Annotated in this window: 17 protein-coding genes; 13 read left to right on the forward strand and 4 right to left on the reverse strand. The window is 67.1% G+C overall.

Annotated elements, in window-relative coordinates:
- Window positions 1–30 precede the first annotated feature (30 nt).
- The 4 genes from SB816_RS29325 to SB816_RS29340 all read left to right on the forward strand — a co-directional run bounded on the left by SB816_RS29325 (window position 31) and on the right by SB816_RS29340 (window position 4,975).
- Complete coding sequence (locus SB816_RS29325; protein ID WP_410547937.1) at window positions 31–531, forward strand: MarR family winged helix-turn-helix transcriptional regulator; 501 nt, start codon at window positions 31–33, stop codon at window positions 529–531.
- 104 nt (window positions 532–635) lie between these two features.
- Window positions 636–2,063, forward strand: a complete 1,428-nt coding sequence (locus SB816_RS29330) for an efflux transporter outer membrane subunit (RefSeq protein ID WP_054503955.1) — start codon at window positions 636–638, stop codon at window positions 2,061–2,063.
- 20 nt (window positions 2,064–2,083) lie between these two features.
- Complete coding sequence (locus SB816_RS29335; RefSeq protein ID WP_054503956.1) at window positions 2,084–3,343, forward strand: HlyD family efflux transporter periplasmic adaptor subunit; 1,260 nt, start codon at window positions 2,084–2,086, stop codon at window positions 3,341–3,343.
- Between the two features lie 12 nt (window positions 3,344–3,355).
- Window positions 3,356–4,975: a DHA2 family efflux MFS transporter permease subunit gene (locus SB816_RS29340; protein ID WP_054503957.1), complete on the forward strand. Its 1,620-nt coding sequence runs from the start codon at window positions 3,356–3,358 to the stop codon at window positions 4,973–4,975.
- Between the two features lie 69 nt (window positions 4,976–5,044).
- Here the strand turns inward: SB816_RS29340 and SB816_RS29345 are convergent, their stop codons facing one another.
- From SB816_RS29345 to SB816_RS29355, 3 genes are all read right to left on the reverse strand, one after another.
- Window positions 5,045–6,001, reverse strand: a complete 957-nt coding sequence (locus SB816_RS29345; RefSeq protein WP_116793145.1) for a hypothetical protein — start codon at window positions 5,999–6,001, stop codon at window positions 5,045–5,047.
- Between the two features lie 27 nt (window positions 6,002–6,028).
- Window positions 6,029–7,096: a tartrate dehydrogenase gene (locus SB816_RS29350; RefSeq protein ID WP_054503958.1), complete on the reverse strand. Its 1,068-nt coding sequence runs from the start codon at window positions 7,094–7,096 to the stop codon at window positions 6,029–6,031.
- 143 nt (window positions 7,097–7,239) lie between these two features.
- Window positions 7,240–8,763: a helicase HerA-like C-terminal domain-containing protein gene (locus SB816_RS29355; protein ID WP_064526287.1), complete on the reverse strand. Its 1,524-nt coding sequence runs from the start codon at window positions 8,761–8,763 to the stop codon at window positions 7,240–7,242.
- Between the two features lie 159 nt (window positions 8,764–8,922).
- On the opposite strand from SB816_RS29355, the gene SB816_RS29360 reads away from it, so the two are divergent.
- The 7 genes from SB816_RS29360 (at window position 8,923) to SB816_RS29390 (ending at window position 14,239) form a co-directional block, all read left to right on the forward strand.
- Window positions 8,923–9,654 carry a YebC/PmpR family DNA-binding transcriptional regulator gene (locus SB816_RS29360; protein WP_054503960.1) on the forward strand — a complete coding sequence of 244 codons (732 nt, stop codon included), beginning with the start codon at window positions 8,923–8,925 and terminating at the stop codon, window positions 9,652–9,654.
- 156 nt (window positions 9,655–9,810) lie between these two features.
- The gene (gene purD / locus SB816_RS29365) at window positions 9,811–11,118 is read left to right on the forward strand and encodes a phosphoribosylamine--glycine ligase (protein WP_054503961.1); all 1,308 of its coding nucleotides are present in this window, start codon (window positions 9,811–9,813) and stop codon (window positions 11,116–11,118) included.
- 12 nt (window positions 11,119–11,130) lie between these two features.
- A complete protein-coding gene (hemF, locus tag SB816_RS29370; protein ID WP_064526285.1) occupies window positions 11,131–12,042 on the forward strand; it encodes an oxygen-dependent coproporphyrinogen oxidase in 912 nt (303 codons plus the stop codon).
- Complete coding sequence (gene nadD, locus SB816_RS29375; protein ID WP_064526283.1) at window positions 12,039–12,626, forward strand: nicotinate (nicotinamide) nucleotide adenylyltransferase; 588 nt, start codon at window positions 12,039–12,041, stop codon at window positions 12,624–12,626. The genes hemF and nadD overlap by 4 nt, the downstream gene beginning before the upstream one ends.
- Window positions 12,627–12,699: 73 nt before the next feature.
- The gene (gene rsfS / locus SB816_RS29380; protein ID WP_410547938.1) at window positions 12,700–13,104 is read left to right on the forward strand and encodes a ribosome silencing factor; all 405 of its coding nucleotides are present in this window, start codon (window positions 12,700–12,702) and stop codon (window positions 13,102–13,104) included.
- A gap of 9 nt (window positions 13,105–13,113) precedes the next feature.
- Entirely contained in the window at window positions 13,114–13,584 is a 471-nt protein-coding gene (rlmH, locus tag SB816_RS29385) for a 23S rRNA (pseudouridine(1915)-N(3))-methyltransferase RlmH (RefSeq protein WP_064526281.1), read from the forward strand.
- 40 nt (window positions 13,585–13,624) lie between these two features.
- Window positions 13,625–14,239, forward strand: coding sequence for a Maf family protein (locus SB816_RS29390; protein ID WP_054503964.1), 615 nt, complete (start codon window positions 13,625–13,627; stop codon window positions 14,237–14,239).
- A gap of 73 nt (window positions 14,240–14,312) precedes the next feature.
- Here SB816_RS29390 and SB816_RS29395 read toward each other — a convergent pair whose 3' ends face one another.
- Window positions 14,313–15,647 (reverse strand): dicarboxylate/amino acid:cation symporter, encoded by a 1,335-nt coding sequence (locus tag SB816_RS29395; RefSeq protein WP_054503965.1) that lies wholly within the window; start codon window positions 15,645–15,647, stop codon window positions 14,313–14,315.
- A gap of 294 nt (window positions 15,648–15,941) precedes the next feature.
- Here SB816_RS29395 and SB816_RS29400 point away from each other — a divergent pair, with 294 nt between their 5' ends.
- Both SB816_RS29400 and SB816_RS29405 read left to right on the forward strand, forming a co-directional pair.
- A complete protein-coding gene (locus tag SB816_RS29400; RefSeq protein ID WP_410547939.1) occupies window positions 15,942–17,894 on the forward strand; it encodes an ATP-binding protein in 1,953 nt (650 codons plus the stop codon).
- Between the two features lie 34 nt (window positions 17,895–17,928).
- On the forward strand, window positions 17,929–19,323 hold the full coding sequence (locus SB816_RS29405) for a sigma-54-dependent transcriptional regulator (RefSeq protein ID WP_175167706.1): 1,395 nt from the start codon (window positions 17,929–17,931) through the stop codon (window positions 19,321–19,323).
- Window positions 19,324–19,446 lie beyond the last annotated feature (123 nt).

Here is a 19,446-nt window from a genome sequence, read left to right on the forward strand (position 1 = left end):
AATTACTGCCTGGGCAGTAAAATCCGCTGCATGAATGCCTCGTCACGCCTTGAATCCTCCGAAAATCCGGTTCACTATCGCGGTGATACCCGCTGCATGATGGAAGAAAACGCCGGCTACCTGATCAAACTGGTGGCCAACTCCCTGAACCGCATGCTGGACCAGGAAATGGCGCCGCTCGACCTCACCGCGATGCAGTGGCGGCCGATCGCCATGGTTGCCCTGGGCCGGGCCGATACGCCCGCCGAACTGGCCCGGCTCAACGGCGTCGACACCGGCGCCATGACCCGCACGCTCGACCGGCTCGAGGCCAAAGGCCTGCTGCGACGGGCCCGCAACCAGCTCGACCGGCGCGTCGTGAAGATCGAATTGACGGAACTGGGCGAAACCAAGGCGCGGGCGATCCCGCCCAATATCGCCCGCGTGCTGAACCACCACCTGCGTGGTTTCTCCACCGACGAAGTGACGCAGTTGATGCACCTGCTGCGCCGCATGATCGCCAACGGCTCCGCCTCCGCGCCCGAGCGCTGACGACGCCCGCTTGAGTCGCCCGCCCCTGCAAAAGGGGTTTTATTTGACGTAATATTTGCCTAGGCAAATACAGATTAATCAATTACTTTCAGCAGATTGTCAGGATGAAACGCCTTCTTTCTACCGCATTAGCGCTGGCCTTGAGCGGTTGTGCCCTGATGGAACCCGGCCCCGAGCCGGTGGCCGCCCTGAATGAAACCAAGCTGGGCCTGACCGCCCAGGACGTCGCCTGGCCTGACACGCAATGGTGGCATCGCTACGGCGACAGCCAGCTCAACGCGCTGATGGACGAAGCGCTGGCCAACAGCCCGTCCATGACTGCCGCCCAGGCGCGCCTGGCCAAGGCCAATGCCGCCGTCAGCACGGCCCGCGCTCCCCTGATGCCGCGCGTGGACGCCAACTACACGCTGAACCGCGAGCACCTGTCGAGCGACTACATTTACCCGGCGCCGCTGGGCGGATCGGTCGTCAGCGACAACCGCCTGGCGCTGGACTTCAGCTACGAGCTCGATTTCTGGGGCAAGAACCGCTCGCGCCTGAAGGCCGCGGTCTCGCAGCAGGCCGCCGCCGCGGCCGACGCGCAGGCAGCGCGCAACGTGCTGGCCAGCGCCACCGTGCGCGCCTATCTCAACCTGCAGGACGCCTTCGCCCAGCGCGACGTCATCAAGCGCGTGCTGGCCCAGCGCGAGGAAGTGCTGTCGCTGACCCGCGGCCGCTATTCCGCCGGCCTGGACACCCAAGTCGAGGTGAAGCAGGCCGAATCGTCGCTGGCCGCCGGCCAGGTCGAGCTGACCCAGACCGAGACCACGCTGGCGCAACTGCGCAATCAGGTCGCGGCACTGGCAGGCGCCGGCCCGCAGCGCGGCCAGTCGCTGGTGGAAGCGGCGCTGACCGCGCCCGCCGGCGGCGTGCCAGCGAGCGTACCGCTGGACCTGCTGGGCCACCGTCCCGACGTGGTCGCCGCGCGCTGGCGCGCCGAGGCCGCCCGGCACCAGATCGACAGCGCCCGCGCCGAGTTCTACCCCAATGTCAACCTCGTGGCCTTCGCCGGCTTCCAGGCCATCGGCACCGGCAACCTGCTCGGCGCCGCCGCCCGCACCGCCGGCATCGGCCCCGCCATCACCCTGCCGATCTTCCACGGCGGCGAATTGAACGCCAACCTGGCCGGCCGCCGCGCCGATGCCGACCTCGCCGTCTCCGACTACAACCAGACCGTGCTCGACGCCGTGCACCAGGTCGCCGACGCGCTCGACGGCCTGCGCCTGCTGGAGCAGGAACGAGCGCAGCAGCGCCAGGCGCGCGAAGCCATCGAGGCCGCTTATGAACTGGCCGTCAACCGCTACAAGGCCGGCATGGGCAACTACCTGACCGTCCTGGTCGCGCAGACCGGCGTACTGACCCAGGCACGGCTCGACACCGACCTGCGCATCCGCGCCTATCAGCTCGACGCCAACCTGGCCAACGCGCTGGGCGGCGGCTACGTCCCCGCCCCCGCGCAGCAGCCCGCGCCCGCCACGAACTCCACTCATTGAACGCTCCGGATTCAGACGTCATGAACGCAGCCACTCCCACGACCAATCCCGCCCGCAAACGCCTGCTGCTGATCGCGACCGGCGTTTTCATCCTCATCGCGATCGCCTACGGCATCTGGTGGGCGCTGTTCGGCGCCCACTTCGAAAGCACCGACGACGCCTACGTGCACGGCAACTTGGTGCAGATCACGCCACAGGTGCCCGGCACCGTGGTGGCCATCGAGGCCGACGACACCGAAACCGTCACCGCCGGCCAGCCGCTCGTGCGCATCGACCCGGCCGACACACAGGTCGCCTTGCAACAGGCCGAGGCCAAGCTGGCTCAGACCGTGCGCCAGGTCCGCACCTACTATGTCCAGAACGATGCGCTGGCGGCTGACGTCGACCTGCGCCAGGCCGACATCCAACGCGCCCAGGCCGAACTGACCCGCGCCCAGAGCGACGTCACCCGTCGCCAGCAACTGGCCAAGTCCGGCGGCGTCAGCGGCGAGGAAATCCTGCACGCCGAAGCCGCGCTGAAGACCGCGCAATCCGGGCTGGCGCAGGCCCGCGCCGCGCTGGCCGCCTCGCGCGCCAAGCTGGCGACCAACCAGGCGCTGACGCAAGGCACCACGGTGGCCGAGCACCCTGACGTGCGCCAGGCCGTTGCCGGCCTGCGCAACGCGTGGCTGGCCCAATCGCGCACGGTCCTGCCCGCCCCCGTGGGCGGCGTCATCGCCCGCCGCACCGTCCAGGTGGGCCAGCGCGTGGCCCCGGGCGCCGCGCTCATGACGGTGGTGCCGCTGGACCAGGTCTGGGTCGAAGCCAACTTCAAGGAAGGCCAGTTGCGCAAAATGCGCATCGGCCAGCCGGTCAAGATGACGGCCGACCTGTACGGCAGTTCGATCACCTACCACGGCACCGTCGCCGGACTGGACGCAGGCACCGGCAGCGCCTTCGCCCTGCTGCCAGCACAGAACGCCACCGGCAACTGGATCAAGGTGGTGCAGCGCGTGCCCGTGCGCATCGCGCTCGATCCCGAGGATCTGAAGACGCATCCGCTGCGCGTGGGCCTGTCGATGGACGTGGAAGTCGACGTCGGCAAGCAGGACGGCGCAGCGCTGACCGCCGCCACCCGCAAGGAACCGGCCTGGTCGACGCGCGCGTTCGAACCGGCCCATGACGAGGTCGACGCCCTGATCGGCAAGATCATCCAGGCCAACCTCGCCTCCGACGAATTCACGCCGCAGGCGGCGCAATCGCCCGTGGCCAAAGAGGGCTTGGCGCGCGGCGCCAAGTAAGGGGATCTTCCCATGAGCACCACCGCTCAGCCCGCGGCCGGCGGCGCCCCCGCCGAGCCCACCGTACTTCCGCCCGGGACCTACCCGCCACTGGAAGGCGCCACCCGCATCATCGGGTCGATCGCCCTGTCCACGGCGGTGTTCATGAACGTGCTGGACACCTCGATCGCGAACGTGTCCATTCCCACCATTTCCGGCGATCTTGGCGTCAGCTCCAGCCAGGGCACCTGGGTCATCACGTCGTTCGCCGTGGCCAACGCCATCACGGTGCCGCTGACCGGCTGGCTGACGCAGCGCTTCGGCCAGGTCCGGCTGTTCCTGATATCCACCCTGCTGTTCGTGCTGGCGTCGTGGCTGTGCGGCTTCTCGCCCTCGCTCGAAGCGCTGATCGCATTCCGCGTGCTGCAAGGCGCCGTGGCCGGGCCGATGATCCCGCTATCGCAAACGTTGATGCTGGCCAGCTTCCCCAAGTCCAAGGCGGGCATGGCGCTGGCGGTCTGGTCGATGACGACACTGGTGGCGCCAGTGGCGGGACCGCTGCTGGGCGGCTGGATCTCCGACAACTACACCTGGCCGTGGATCTTCTACATCAACGTGCCGGTGGGCCTGCTGGCGGCATGGATCAGCTGGCGCATCTATGGCAACCGCGAATCGCTGACCCGCAAGTTGCCGATCGACAAGCTCGGCCTGGTGCTGCTGGTGGTGTGGGTTGGCGCGCTGCAGATCATGCTCGACAAGGGCAAGGAACTGGACTGGTTCGCCAGCCCCACCATCATCGCCCTGGCCGCCATCGCTTTCGTGGCATTCGTCTTCTTCCTGATCTGGGAATTGACCGACGCGCATCCGGTGGTCGACCTGCGCCTGTTCAAGATCCGCAACTTCACGGTCGGGGCGCTGACGCTGGCGGTGGCCTATGGCGTGTTCTTCGGCAACGTGGTGCTGCTGCCCTTGTGGCTGCAGAGCTACATGGGCTACACGGCCACCTATGCCGGCCTGGTGACCGCGCCGGTGGGCCTGCTGGCCATCCTGCTCACGCCGATGGTGGGCAAGATGCTGGCCACGCGCGACCCGCGCCAGATCGTGACAGTGGCGTTCCTGATCTTTGCGCTGGTGTGCTTCATGCGTTCGGGCTTCAACACCCAGACCGACGTGCGCACGCTGATGATCCCGACCATCATCCAGGGCGCGGCCATGGCGGCGTTCTTCGTGCCGTTGACGTCGATCACGCTGTCGAGCATCGAGCCTTGGCGCATCCCGGCCGCCTCGGGCCTGTCGAACTTCCTGCGGCTGACCGCGGGCGCCTTCGGCACCTCGATCGCGACTACGCTGTGGGAGAACCGCGCCACGCTGCACCATGTGCAATTGACCGAGGCGGCGCGGCCCGGCCAGCAGGCGTTTGACCAGACACTCAACGTGCTGCAGAACACGGTCGGCATGTCGCACCAGCAGGCCTTGAGCACGGTCGACCGGCTGATCAACGCGCAGGCGTTCACGATGTCCGCGGTGGATGTGTTCTACGCCTCGGCGGTGATCTTCCTGTTGCTGACTGGCCTGGTCTGGTTCGCCCGGCCACGCTCGGCCAAGGCGGGCGGTGGCGGCGGCGCGGCCGAAGCCGCGGCGGGCGCCCACTGATCGCCGCCCAGCCCTGTCCCTGACAGGGCGCGCACCCAAAAAAAGGCCCGGCGGATGCCGGGCCTTTTTTCAATGTTTAAGCAGCGTGTGCCAGTCCTGCCGTTCGATCACCTCCGGCGGCAGCGCGCTCACCGGCGACAGGTTGATCACCGACACGCCGCGCCCACGCCACTGCTGCGCGGCGAAGCGGAACGAGGGCTCGATCAGGCGGGCGAAGTTGCGCGCCAACCGGCTGGCCTGCGGCGTCTCGCCTTCGTCGTAGAAGCGCATGCCGTGCTGCAGTGTCAGGTCCAGGCCGTGCAGATAGACCTTGCGCGCGCCCCCCGAAATCATCACCTGCAGCGCCACGTAAGCCACCGTATCCGCGTCGAACACGCCGAGCGACGCGTCGAAGCTGTAGCCCAGGCCCTGCTTGGCGTCCAGCAGCCGCAGGTCGGGCGAGGCGGCCACCATGCGCTTGAGCACCGCGGGCGCGGCGCTGCGCTGGTAGGCGCGCTCGGAAATGAACTCGATGATGCAGATGCGGCAGCGGATCTCTTCCTGCGCAATCCCCTGCATGATGTAGCGCAGCACGTCGGGCAGCACATACAGCGTCAGGTCACAGGCGACGATCTCGCGCACCAGATCGATGCGGTCCCGCACGAAATTCTGGTCGATGATGCAGTAGTACTTGAACTGCAGATTGAACTTGCGCGCCAGCGCGATCGAACCATTCACCCCCATGGCTGCCCGGATGTCCAGGCGGTCATAGGGAATCTCGGCGATCGACGGCCCGCTCAGGATCAGGTGCATCTCGTCGTCGTCGGGGTCGTACCCCTGCTCCAACGGCGTGATAGGCACCGAGCGGCCGAACGCGCGGAAACCACAGATCACCCCCGCGGGATTGCGCCAGATGCGCACGAACGGCCACAGGTGCTGATTGTGGCGCTGCGTGCGCGACCGCAACATCCGGAACAGCTTGCGGGCGAAACGGTCGGCACGGCTGCCACCCACCGGGGCGGAGCGGGAGGCGATGGAATCGACCATGGTCTGGGCCCCGGTCAACGCATCGCGCTAGGTCGCCGCGATCAGCGACGCAATGGCGTCGCCTACTTCGGCAGTGGACGCAGTGCCCTTCATGTCGCGCGTGCGCGGGCCATCGGCCAGCACCGTTTCAATGGCGCGGACCACGGCCGCCGAGGCGGCGTCATAACCCAGGAAGTCGAGCATCAGCGCGCCGCTCCAGATCTGGCCGATCGGGTTGGCGATGCCTTTGCCATAGATATCGGGTGCGGAGCCATGCACGGGCTCGAACAGGGACGGGAACTTGCGCTCGGGGTTCAGGTTGGCCGACGGCGCGATGCCGATCGTCCCAGTGCAGGCGGGGCCGAGATCGGAAAGGATATCGCCGAAAAGGTTGGAAGCCACGACCACGTCGAACCAGTCAGGATGCTGCACGAAATGCGCGCAGAGGATATCGATGTGATATTTGTCCCAGCGGACATCCGGATAGTTCCCAGCCATTTCCGCCACGCGCTGGTCCCACCATGGCATCGAAATCGAAATGCCGTTGGACTTGGTCGCCGCCGTCAGGTGCTTGCCGCGCTTGCGGGCCAGTTCGAAGGCGAATTTCAGTACGCGCTCGGCGCCGATGCGGGTAAATACGCTTTCCTGGATGACCACTTCGCGCTCGGTGCCGCCAAACAGGACGCCGCCGCTGTTGGAATATTCACCTTCGGTGTTTTCACGCACGATGAAGAAATCGATCTCGCCGGGCTGGCGGCCGGCCAGCGGCGAAGGCACGCCGGGCATCAGGCGCACCGGGCGCAGATTGATGTACTGGTCGAATTCGCGGCGGAACTTGAACAACGAGCCCCACAACGCCTCGTGGTCCGGCACTGTGGCGGGCCAGCCGATGGCGCCGAAGAAAATCGCTTCATGCTGGCCGATCTGCCGTTGCCAATCGTCCGGCATCATTTTGCCGTGCTTGGCGTAGTAATCGCAGCTCCAGTCGAAGTGGTCCCACTGGAAATCAATGCCGAAGCGCGACGCAACGGCGTCAAGCACTTTCAGGCCTTCCGGAACGACTTCCTTGCCGATTCCGTCCCCTGGGATCACCGCAATCTTGTGTTTTTTTGCCACCACCGTTTCCTTTGTAATCCTGGATTGCACCGCCCAGAATCATAGGCATAAATGGCGGTAACGCAATACCCCAAGTTACAAACAACGTACTACCCGACGTTACAGCGCCGGGTACAGTTTGTTCCGGAGATGGAATACAGAATTCAGCGACGCGTCTTGGAGCCCAGCAGCGATCCCAGGATGCCGCGCGCCAGTTGCGTCGCGATCGAACGCGCCGTGCTCTTGGCGAAAGTCTGCACCACCCCATCGCGCTTGCCGCCGCGCGGGCCGGTGGAGCCGAACAGCACATCGTTCAGGCTGTCCATCAGGCCGCCGCCCTGCGCCTGGCCCGGCGCGCCGCCCGCAGTCGGCGTCGGCGCGGCCTTCCCGGACGCCTGATCGGCCGGGGCCGCGGCGCGTCCGGCCAGCACTTCGTAGGCGGATTCGCGGTCGATGGCCTTGTCATACTTGGCCGACATCGGGCTGCCCTGGCGCAGGGCCAGGCGCTCGGCGTCGGTGGCCGGGCCGATGCGGCTGCCTGGCGGCACGATCCAGGCGCGCTCGGTCGGCATCGGGCGGCCCTTGGCATCCAGCAGCGAGACCAGCGCTTCGCCCACGCCCAGTTCGGTGATGGCCGCCTCGATATCCAGTCCCGGATTGGGCCGCATGGTCTGGGCCGCGGTCTTGACAGCCTTCTGGTCGCGCGGCGTGAAGGCGCGCAAGGCGTGCTGCACCCGGTTGCCCAACTGGCCCAGCACGGTGTCCGGAATGTCCAGCGGGTTCTGCGTCACGAAATAGACGCCCACGCCCTTGGAACGCACCAGCCGCACCACCTGTTCGATCTTGGTCAGCAACGCTGGCGGCGCGTCGTTGAACAGCAGGTGCGCCTCGTCGAAGAAGAACACCAGCTTGGGCTGGTCGACGTCGCCCACTTCCGGCAGTTTCTCGTACAGGTCGGCCAGCAGCCACAGCAGGAAGATGGCGTACAGCCGCGGCGCCTGCATCAGTTTGTCGGCGGCCAGCACGTTGACGATGCCACGTCCCTGGGCGTCGGTGCGCATCAGGTCGGCGACGTCCAGCATCGGCTCGCCGAAGAATTTCTCGGCGCCCTGCGACTCCAACGCCAGCAGGCCGCGCTGGATCGCGCCGACGCTGGCGGCGGACACGTTGCCATAGCGGGTCTTGAGCTCGGCGGCGCGGTCGGCGACGTTCTGCAGCATGGCGCGCAGGTCTTTCAGGTCCAGCAGCAGTTGGCCTTCGTCATCCGCCACCTTGAACACCAGCGTCAGCACGCCTTCCTGGGTGTCGTTCAGCTCGAGGATGCGCGCAAGCAGCAGCGGCCCCATGTCGGTGATGGTGGCGCGCACCGGCGTGCCCTGCTCGCCGAACACGTCCCACAGCGCGACCGGGCTGGCGCCCCAGGCCGGCTCGTCCAGGCCCAGGTTCTTGAGCCGCTCCTGCAGCTTGGGGCTGGCCATCCCCGCCTGCGAAATGCCGGTCAGGTCGCCCTTGACGTCGGCCATGAAGACCGGCGTGCCGATGCGGGAGAAGGATTCGGCCAGCACCTGCAGGGTGACGGTCTTGCCGGTACCGGTGGCGCCAGTGATGCAGCCGTGGCGGTTGGCCAGGGCGGGCAAGAGGGCCAATTCGGTCTGCGCGTTCTTGGCGATGACGATGGGATTGGGCATGGACTGCTCTCCGGACCGGAATGACTCAGATGCCCAAGTGTAGAGCCTGCGATGACGCTTGTGCGCGTGGCAATATGGACACAGGCGGCCCGCTCCCGGGCGCGGAGGCCGCCGGCACGGTAAAATGCCGTTTTTGCAGACAATTTATCCTGGGAAGCCATGGCCGGACACAGCAAATGGGCCAATATTCAGCACCGCAAAGGCCGTCAAGACGCCAAACGCGGAAAGCTCTGGACCAAGATCATTCGTGAAATCACCGTGGCGGCGCGCGCCGGCGGCCCCGACCCGGACAGCAACCCGCGCTTGCGCATGGCCTGGGACAAGGCCACCGACGCCAACATGCCCAAGGACAACATCCAGCGCGCCATCCAGCGCGGCGCGGGCGGCGCGGACGGCGAAGCGTACGAAGAAGTGCGCTACGAGGGCTACGGCATCGGCGGCGCGGCGGTCATCGTCGACTGCATGACCGACAACCGCACCCGCACCGTGGCCGAAGTGCGCCACGCCTTCGCCAAGAACGGCGGCAACCTGGGCCAGGAAGGCTCGGTCGCCTTCATGTTCAAGCACTGCGGCCAATTCGTGTTCGCCCCCGGCACGCCGGAAGACAAGGTCATGGAAGCCGCGCTCGAGGCCGGCGCCGAAGACGTCGCCACCGACGAGGAAGGCGTGATCGAAGTCATCTGCGCCCCGACCGACTACGCCGCCGTGCGCAAGGCGTTCGACGAGGCCGGCCTGAAGGCCGAAGTCGACGGCATCGTCATGAAGGCCCTGAACGAAACCGAACTGGCCGGCGAAGACGCCATCAAGATGCAGAAGCTGCTCGACGCCCTGGAAGGCCTGGACGACGTGCAGGAAGTCTATACCACCGTCATTTTCGACGAAGCGCAGTAACTTTCCGCAGTCTTTTTCCATTACCCCGGCGCGCTGCGCGCTTGTGCCTTCCAGGCGCCGCGCTGTCACCGGATCCGGGCCCGCCCGGATCCGTGGCCTATTTCTCGGGCAGGTGTCTGACGACACTCGACTGGCAACCTTAAGAATCACGCAACAATGAAACTCCTGGTAATTGGCTCGGGCGGCCGCGAACATGCCCTCGCCTGGCGACTGGCCCGCTCCCCCCGCGTACACAAGGTGTACGTGGCGCCGGGCAACGGCGGCACGCAACGGGCCGAGCAGATGGAAAACATCCCGCTCACCAATGCCGAGGAATTGGCCGATTTCGTCCAGCGCGAAGGCATCGCCCTGACGGTCGTGGGCCCCGAGGCGCCGCTGGCCGCCGGTGTGGTCGACGTCTTCCGCGCCCGCGGCCTGAAGATCTTCGGCCCGACCAAGGCCGCCGCGCAACTGGAAAGCTCCAAGGACTACGCCAAGGCCTTCATGGTCCGGCACAATATCCCGACCGCGCACTATGCCACCTTCACCGACCCGGCCCAGGCGCATGCCTACATCGACCAGGAAGGCGCCCCCATCGTGATCAAGGCCGACGGCCTGGCCGCCGGCAAGGGCGTGGTGGTCGCCGCCACGCTCGAAGAGGCCCACGCCGCCGTCGACGCCATGCTGGGCGACGGCTCCATGGGCGAAGCCGGGGCGCGCGTCGTCATCGAGGAATGCCTGGTCGGCGAGGAAGCCAGCTTCATCGTCATGTGCGACGGCCGCAATGTGCTGGCGCTGGCCACCAGCCAGGACCACAAGCGCCTGCAGGACGGCGACCAGGGCCCGAACACCGGTGGCATGGGCGCCTACTCGCCCGCCCCGATCGTCACGCCCGAGCTGCACCACCGCATCATGCGCGAAATCATCCTGCCGACCGTGCAGGGCATGACGCGCGACGGCATCCCCTACACCGGCTTCCTGTACGCCGGCCTGATGATCGCCCCCGGCGATGATCCCGACCGCGACATCAAGACGCTGGAATTCAACTGCCGCATGGGCGACCCGGAAACCCAGCCGATCATGATGCGCGTCAAGAGCGACCTGCTGGACGCGCTCGAGCACGCCGTCGAGGGCACGCTGGACCAGGCCGACATCACCTGGGACCGCCGCACCGCCCTGGGCGTGGTGCTGGCCTCGCACAACTATCCCAACACCCCGCGCACCGGCGACGTCATCCGCGGCCTGCCCGCCGACGCCGACGACTGCATGGTGTTCCACGCGGCCACCCGCCTGGAAGGCGACGAAACCCAGACCACCGGCGGCCGCGTGCTGTGCGTCACGGCGCTGGGCGACTCGGTCAAGATGGCGCGCGACCGTGTGTACGAAGCCATCGACGGCATCCACTTCGACGGCCGCCAGTACCGCAGCGACATCGGCTGGCGCGCGCTCAAGCCGTCGCAGCAGAAGCCCAAGTCCAACGCGTAACCGGAAGCGCCGATGAACGCCTTGCCCGTCGCCGACGTCCGCGGCTACCTCACCGGCCTGCAAGCCCGCATCGTCGCCGCGCTGGAGGCCGCCGAAGGCGGCCCCTTCCGCAGCGACGAATGGGTCAGGCCCGAAGGCGGCGGCGGCCTGTCGCGCCTGCTCGAAGGCGGCCAGTTGTTCGAGCGCGCCGGCGTGCTGTTCAGCCACGTCCGGGGTTCGAAGCTGCCGCCGTCGGCCAGCGCGCACCGGCCCGAGCTGGCTGGCCGCTCCTGGGAAGCCATGGGCGTGTCGATGGTGCTGCACCCGCGCAACCCGTACGTGCCCACCACGCACATGAACGTGCGCATGTTCGTCGCCGCGGCCCGTCCCGGCCATGACGAGGCCGACGTGTTCTGGTTCGGCGGCGGCATCGACCTGACACCCTACTACCCTTTCGAGGAAGACGCGCGCCACTTCCACACCGTGTGCCGCGACGCCCTGGCCGGGCATGGCGCCGACTACTACCCGCGCTACAAGCGCTGGTGCGACGAGTACTTCTTCCTCAAGCACCGCAACGAAACCCGGGGCATCGGCGGCATTTTCTTCGATGACCTGAACGCTCCCGGCTTCGACGCCTCGTTCGCCCTGACGCGCTCGGTCGGCGACGCCTTCCTCGACAGCTACCTGCCGATCGTCGAACGTCGCCGCCACACGCCCTACGGCGAACGCGAACGCGACTTCCAGGCCTACCGCCGCGGCCGCTACGTCGAATTCAACCTGGTGTTCGACCGCGGCACACTGTTCGGCCTGCAGTCCGGCGGCCGCACCGAGTCGATCCTGCTGTCCATGCCGCCGCTGGCGCAATGGCGCTACGACTGGCAGCCGGAGACGGGCACGCCCGAGGCCGAGCTGGCTGCCTACCTGACGCCGCGGGACTGGGTGTGAAGCGCATCGGTCTTCTGGGCGGCAGTTTCGACCCCGTCCACGTCGCGCATGTCGCGCTGGCCGACAACGCGCTGCGGGCGCTCGGCCTGGCGCAAGTGCAACTGATCCCGGCGGCCAACCCCTGGCAGCGCGCCGCCTTGCACGCCACCGCGGACCAGCGCCGCGCCATGCTGGAACTGGCCATCGCCGGCCACGATGGCTTGGCGGTCAATCCGATCGAACTCGAACGCGGCGGCGCCACCTACACCATCGACACCCTGCGCGCCCTGCCCGCCGATGCCCGCTATGTCTGGCTGCTGGGCGCCGACCAGTTGGCCAATTTCTGCACCTGGCAGTCATGGCGCGAAATCGCCAGCCTGGTCGACCTGGCGGTGGCCACACGCCCCGGCACGCCGCTGGCGCCGCCGGCGGAACTGGCCGACTGGCTGCGTGGCCAGGGACGCCAGCTCGAAGAATTGCCTTTCGCCCCGATGCCGGTCTCGGCCTCGCAGATCCGCGAGCGCCTGGCCCGGGGCGAATCGACCGACGGCCTGCTGGCCGCGCCCGTCGCCGCCTATATTGCGGCGCACCATCTTTACCGATAAACCCATCCCGCCCTGGCGCGCAGCGCCACGGAAACCGGCACTCGCCGTCCGTCAGCGGGTTATATTTGCAGCTATGGATATACAGAAACTCCAACGCGCCGTCATCGACGCCCTCGAAGACGTCAAGGCGCAAGACATCAAGGTCTTCAACACCACGCATCTGACCAGCCTGTTCGATCGCGTCGTGATTGCAAGCGCCACCTCCAATCGCCAGACGCGGGCGCTGGCCTCCAGCGTGGCAGACCGCGGCCGCGCGCTCGACCTCTCCGGCATCACGATCGAAGGCGAGGACACCGGCGAATGGGTCGTCGTCGACCTGGGCGACGTCGTGGTCCACATCATGCAGCCCGCCATCCGCCAGTACTACAACCTGGAAGAGATCTGGGGCGGCAAGCCGGTGCGCGTCAAGCTGCTGCCCGAATCCACCCGGGTCGCGCCGATCGCCAGCGACAGCGCCTACGACAGCACCGACAATTAAGAGCGCGTTGTGAAGCTGATCGTCGCCGCCGTGGGCACGCGCATGCCAGACTGGGTGCAGACCGCCTGGGACGACTACGCCAAGCGCCTGCCGCCCGACTGCGCGCTCGAACTGCGCGAGATCAAGCCCGAACCCCGCACCACCGGCAAGACCCCGGCCCAGATGATGGCCGCCGAAGCCAAGCGCATCGAGGCCGCGCTGCCGGCCGGTGCGCTACGCCTGGCGCTGGACGAACGCGGCCGCGACCTCACCACCATGGCGTTGTCACAGAGGCTCGAACAATGGCGCGCGGGCGGTCAGGATGTCGCCTTCCTGGTCGGCGGCCCCGACGGCCTGGATGCCGAGCTCAAGGCTTCGTGCAGCGGCCAGTTGCGCCTGTCGTCACTAACGCTGCCGCATCCCATGGTGCGCGTGGTGCTGGCTGAACAGCTCTACCGCGCCTGGGCCATCATGACCAACCATCCCTATCACCGCGCCTGAGGCATGACGCCGGGCGCCAGCCTGGCGCGCGCCGCTTCCCATGACTGACGCTCCCCCTCCCGCACGCCTGTACCTCGCCTCCGCCAGCCCGCGCCGGCGCGAACTGCTGACGCAGATCGGCCTCGCGCACGACGTGCTGCGCGTGCCGGCGCCGCCCGGTGAAGACGAACCCCAGCACCCCGGCGAAAGCGCCGCCGACTACGTGCAGCGCACCGCGCGCGACAAGGCCGAACGCGGCCGCGACTGGCTGCGCGCGCAAGCCTTGCCGGCCTTGCCGCTGCTGGCCGCCGACACCACCGTCATCCTCGACGGCCAGGTGCTGGGCAAGCCCGCCGACCGCGACGACGCCATCCGCATCCTGCAGGCGTTGTCGGGCCAGACGCACCAGGTCCACACCGCCGTCGCGCTATGGACGGGCGATCGCCTGCTGGAAGCGGTTTCGATCACCCAGGTGCAGATGCGCCCCTTGCAACCTGACGAAATCGCGCGCTACTGCGACAGCGGCGAGCCTTACGGCAAAGCCGGCGCCTATGGCATCCAGGGCCTGGCGGGCACTTTCATCGCGCGCATCGACGGCAGCTACACCGGCGTCATGGGCCTGCCGCTATTCGAGACCGCCAACCTGTTGCGGGCCGCGGGCATCGCGATTCCCTGATTCCGCGCAATCCCATGAAAAAAGCCCCCGGGCCGTGCGGTCCCGGGGGCTTTTTGACGTGGTCAGGCGGCGATCAGCTCTGCGACGTCGACACCCGCGCCATCGCCTGCGGCTGCGCGGCCGGCGCCTCGCCTTCGAGCGCCGCATGCAGTTGGTCCTTGTCCAACTCGCCTTCCCAGCGCGCCACCACGACCGCGGCGGTGGCGTTGCCGACCAGGTTGGTCAGCGCGCGGCATTCCGACATGAAGCGGTCCACGCCCAGGATCAGCGCCATGCCGGCCACCGGCACTGTCGGCACCACCGACAGCGTCGCGGCCAGGGTGATGAAGCCGGCGCCCGTCACGCCCGCGGCGCCCTTGGAGCTCAGCATTGCCACCAGCAGCAACAGGATCTGGTCACCCAGCGACAGCGGAATGTCGCAGGCCTGCGCGATGAACAGCGCCGCCATCGTCATGTAGATGTTGGTGCCATCCAGGTTGAACGAATAACCGGTGGGCACCACCAGGCCGACCACCGACTTCGAGCAGCCGGCGCGTTCCATCTTCTGCATCAGCGTCGGCAGCGCCGCTTCCGACGAGCTCGTGCCCAGCACCAGCAGCAGTTCTTCGCGGATGTAGCGCACCAGCTTCAGGATTGAGAAGCCGTTGTAGCGCGCCACCAGGCCCAGCACCACGACCACGAACAGCACCGAGGTGGCGTAGAAGGTGCCCACCAGCATCGCCAGGTTGATGATCGACTTGATGCCGTACTTGCCGATGGTAAACGCCATCGCGCCAAATGCGCCGATGGGCGCGGCCTTCATCAGGATGGCGACCAGCTTGAAGATCGGTTGGGCCAGCGCCGTCAGGAAGTCCAGCACCGGCTTGCCGCGCTCGCCGACCTGAGCCAGCGCGATGCCGAACAGCACCGCCACGAACAGCACCTGCAGGATGTCGCCGCCGACGAAGGGGCTGAAGATCGTGGTGGGGATGACGTTCAGCAGGAAACCCGTGATGGTCGAGTCATGCGCCTTGGCGACATAGCCCGACACCGCCTTCTGGTCCAGCGTGGCCGGATTGATGTGCATGCCGGCGCCCGGCTGCACGATGTGGCTCACCACCATGCCCACGATCAGGGCCAGGGTCGAGAACACCAGGAAGTACAGCATGGCCTTGCCCGCCACGCGCCCGACCTTCTTGAGGTCGCTCATGGCCGCGATGCCGGTCGCCACGGTCAGGAAGATCACCGGGGCGATGATCATCTTCACCAGCTTGATGAAGCCGTCACCCAGGGGCTGCATGGCCTGCCCGAGGTCGGGCTTGAAATAGCCCAGCAGGATGCCGATCACGATCGCGAAAAGCACCTGCACATACAGAATTTGATAGAACTTGAGCTTGCGCGCAGGCGCGCCTTGATCCACTTCGATCATCGGGATTTGTCCCCACCAGGGCCCCAGGCTCCATGCGACGATGCGCAGCGGGTATCGGGGCGTTATCTCTTTTAAAGCCTTGCGTATCTCCGCAGGCCGATTTCACCCGATGAGCAATATCGCCGGGCTTGCACTGTCATATGCAAATGGCGTGCCAAGCCACGGTTGATCGGATATAGAACTCAAGCCTTTGATTCAATTGTGCTTTTTCCGGCTGACAGGGGTTGCCGCCGAAAAGATTGGCGAAATACCGCACAGAACTCCGCTAAAATGTGCGAAAAACCGCACACCACCATGCCCACTCGTCCTCGCTCCCAGCAGGCGTCCGCCGCTGCGCCCGCTCAAGCGGATGCCGCCGCGTCCCGCCGCCGTCAGGCCTGGCCGTGGGCGCTTCTGATTCTGGCGGTCGTGGCGGTGGTGTTCGGTATCCTGCATGCCGCCAGCGAATGGGCGCGCGACGGCGCTCTCAAGGAAGCCTACCTGCAGGCCCGCAGCGCCGGCCAGATCAACGCCGCCCTGTTGCGCAACAACCTGGACAAATTCCGTGCGCTGCCCTTCGTCCTCACTCGCGATGTCGACCTGCGCGCCACGCTGCAGAACCCCACAGCGGCGCAGATCGAGTCGCTCGACGAAAAACTCGACAGCCTGAGCCGCGGCGTGGGCGCCTCGGCGATCTACGTCCTGGACCAGACGGGCTACGCCATCGCCGCCAGCAACTGGCGCGAACCCGCCACCTTCGTCGGCGTCGATTACCAGTTCCGGCCGTACTTTCGCGGCGCCGTGGCGCACGGATCCGCCGAGCACTTCGCGCTTGGCACCATCAGCCACGAAGCCGGCCTTTACCTGTCGCGGCGGGTCGACGACACCAGCGGCACGATGCTGGGCGTCGTGGTGTTGAAAGTCGATTTCCGTGACCTCGAAGCCGACTGGCGCCAGTCGAACGCGCCCATCTTCGTCACCGACGAACATGGCGTCGTGCTGCTGGGCAGCGTGCCCGACTGGCGCTTCCGCGTGCTCAAGCCGCTGGCGCCCGACCTGGCCCAGACCCTGCGCACCAGCCTGCAGTTCGGCGACGCCATGTTCCAGCCGCTGCCCTTGCGGCCCGCCCCGACGACGATCAGTGGCGGCCAACTGCTGCGATCGGCCGAAGCCCTGCCACAGATTCCGGCCGGCGCGCCGCTGCTGCACACCACACTCCCCATCGTCGAATCGCCGGGCTGGACGCTGCACCTGCTGTCCCCCGTGCAGTCGGCGCTCAACCGCGCCACCGCCAACGCGCAACTGGGCGCGCTGCTGGCCCAAGGCGTGCTATCCGCCGTCATCGGCATCCTGCTTTACCGCCGCCATCGCAACCGTGAACGCGCCTCCCAGCAGATGGCGGTACGCCAGCAGTTGGCCGCCCAGGTCGAAGAGCGCACCGCGCAACTGCGCGAGGTCAACCAGCAACTGCTGGCGCAAATGGACGAACGCCAGCGCACCGAGGCGCGTCTGCACACCATGCAGGACGAACTGGTGCAAGCCAGCAAGCTCGCGCTGCTGGGCCAGGTTGCCGCCGGCGTCGCGCACGAAATCAACCAGCCGGTGGCTGCGATCCGCGCCTATGCCGACAACGCCGCTGAATTCCTACGCCGCCAGGATCCGGCCTCCGTCCAGGAAAACCTGGGCACCATCGCCTCGCTCACCGACCGCATCGGCCATATCACCGGCGAGCTGCGCGCGTTCTCGCGCAAGGCAGGCGCCTCGGTCGGCCCCACCAGCCTGAAAGAGGCGCTGGATGGCGCACTGCTGCTGGTCGGCCCCCGGGCCAGGCGCCAGCGCGTAGTGTTGCAACGCCCGCCTGTGGAACAAGACTACCTGGTGCAGGCCAACCGCATCCGCCTCGAGCAGGTGCTGGTGAACCTCCTGCAGAACGGCATGGATGCACTCGAAGGCCAGGCCGACGGCCGCATCATCATCGCACTGCAGGACATGGGCGCCTCGGTGCAACTGTTCGTCAACGACAACGGCCCGGGCCTGTCGCCCGAAGCCAGCGCGCGCCTGTTCACGCCGTTTCACACCACCAAGGCCGAGGGCCTGGGGCTGGGCCTGGTGATTTCACGCGACATCGTCGCCGAATTCGGCGGCGACCTGCGTGCCGCCCATCCCGGCGATGCCATTTTCCCCGCGCCCCACGGCCCCGGCCGCGGCGCGATGTTCACCCTGACGCTGCGCAAAGCGCCGCCTTCGATCCATGACCCGCGTACCTGACACCGACCACTCCCAGCCCCTGCCGCCAGGCGCCATGCCTGGAGCCGCCCTGCTGGAAGATCCCCGCGCCAAGCCCGCCGCACCACGTGTCGCCTTCATTGACGACGACGAGGACCTGCGCCGCGCCAACGTGCAGACGCTCAAGCTGCACGGCATCGCGGTCGAAGCCCATGCCAGCGCGCGCGGCGCGCTCGCCACGATCAATCGCGACTTCGACGGCGTGGTGGTCACCGATATCCGCATGCCCGACATCGATGGGCTGCAACTGTTCCAGCGCCTGCGGGCCATCGACCCGGAGATCCCCGTCATCCTCATCACCGGCCACGGCGACATCGCCATGGCGGTGCAATGCATGCGCGACGGCGCCTATGACTTCCTGGCCAAACCCTATCCCCCGGATCGCCTGGTCACCGCCATCTCACACGCAGCCGAAAAACGTCACCTGGTGCTGGAGAACCGCCGCCTGCGCGAGGCCGCGTTCGCGGTCGAAGCCGACGAAGTGCCCTTCATAGGCACCACCCCGGCCATGCAGCGCATCAAGCAGACGCTGCGCCACATCGCCGACGCCGACGTCGACGTGCTGGTTGAGGGCGAAACCGGCACCGGCAAGGAAGTGGTCGCCACCGCCCTGCACCGCCTGAGCCGCCGGCGGCATCGCGCGCTGGTCGCGATCAACTGTGGCGCGCTACCGGAAAGCGTGATCGAAAGCGAGCTGTTCGGCCACGAGGCCGGCGCCTTCACCGGCGCGCAGAAGCGGCGCATAGGCCGCATCGAGCACGCCAGCGGCGGCACCCTGTTCCTCGACGAAATCGAGAGCATGCCCCTGGCGGTGCAGGTCAAGCTGCTGCGCGTCCTCGAATCGCGACAGATCACCCCGCTGGGCAGCAACGAAGTCCGCAACCTGGACTTGCGCGTCGTCGCCGCCACCAAGGAAGACCTGGGCAGCCCGGCCGTTCGCGCCAAATTCCGCGAAGACCTGTTCTACCGCCTGAATGTGGTCACCATCCGCATTCCGCCCCTGCGCGAACGCCGCGAGGACATCCCTCTGCTGCTGGCCCACTACCTGGGTCATGCCTCGCGCCGCTTCCAACGCGACATTCCCGACATGCCCACGGACATCAAGCGCCATCTATTGACACATGACTGGCCCGGCAATGTGCGAGAACTCGCACACTTCGCCGAACGCTTCGTCCTGGGCGTGCTGAACACCCCCACCGCCACGGCCCCCGAACCCGCAATCAGCGCCGGCACCCTGCCGGAAAAGATGGAGCGTTTCGAAGCCCAGCTCATCCGTGAAGCGCTCGCCGCCCACCGGGGCGACGTCCGCGCAACGCTGGAAGCGTTGGGCATTCCTCGCAAGACGTTCTACGACAAGCTACAGCGTCACGGCATTGACCGCCAGGACTACACCGGAACGGCACCGCTCTGACACATTGTCCCGGCCAACAAAAACCCCCGTGCGGCGCAAGCCGCATGGGGGTTTCTTTTCGGGGTTTCTTTTCAGGGTGTGGCGCGCCCCAAAAGACAAAACCCCACAGGCGTTAGCCTGCGG

It is taken from the genome of Achromobacter sp. SIMBA_011, from assembly GCF_046535435.1.
Lineage (GTDB): Bacteria > Pseudomonadota > Gammaproteobacteria > Burkholderiales > Burkholderiaceae_B > Achromobacter > Achromobacter dolens.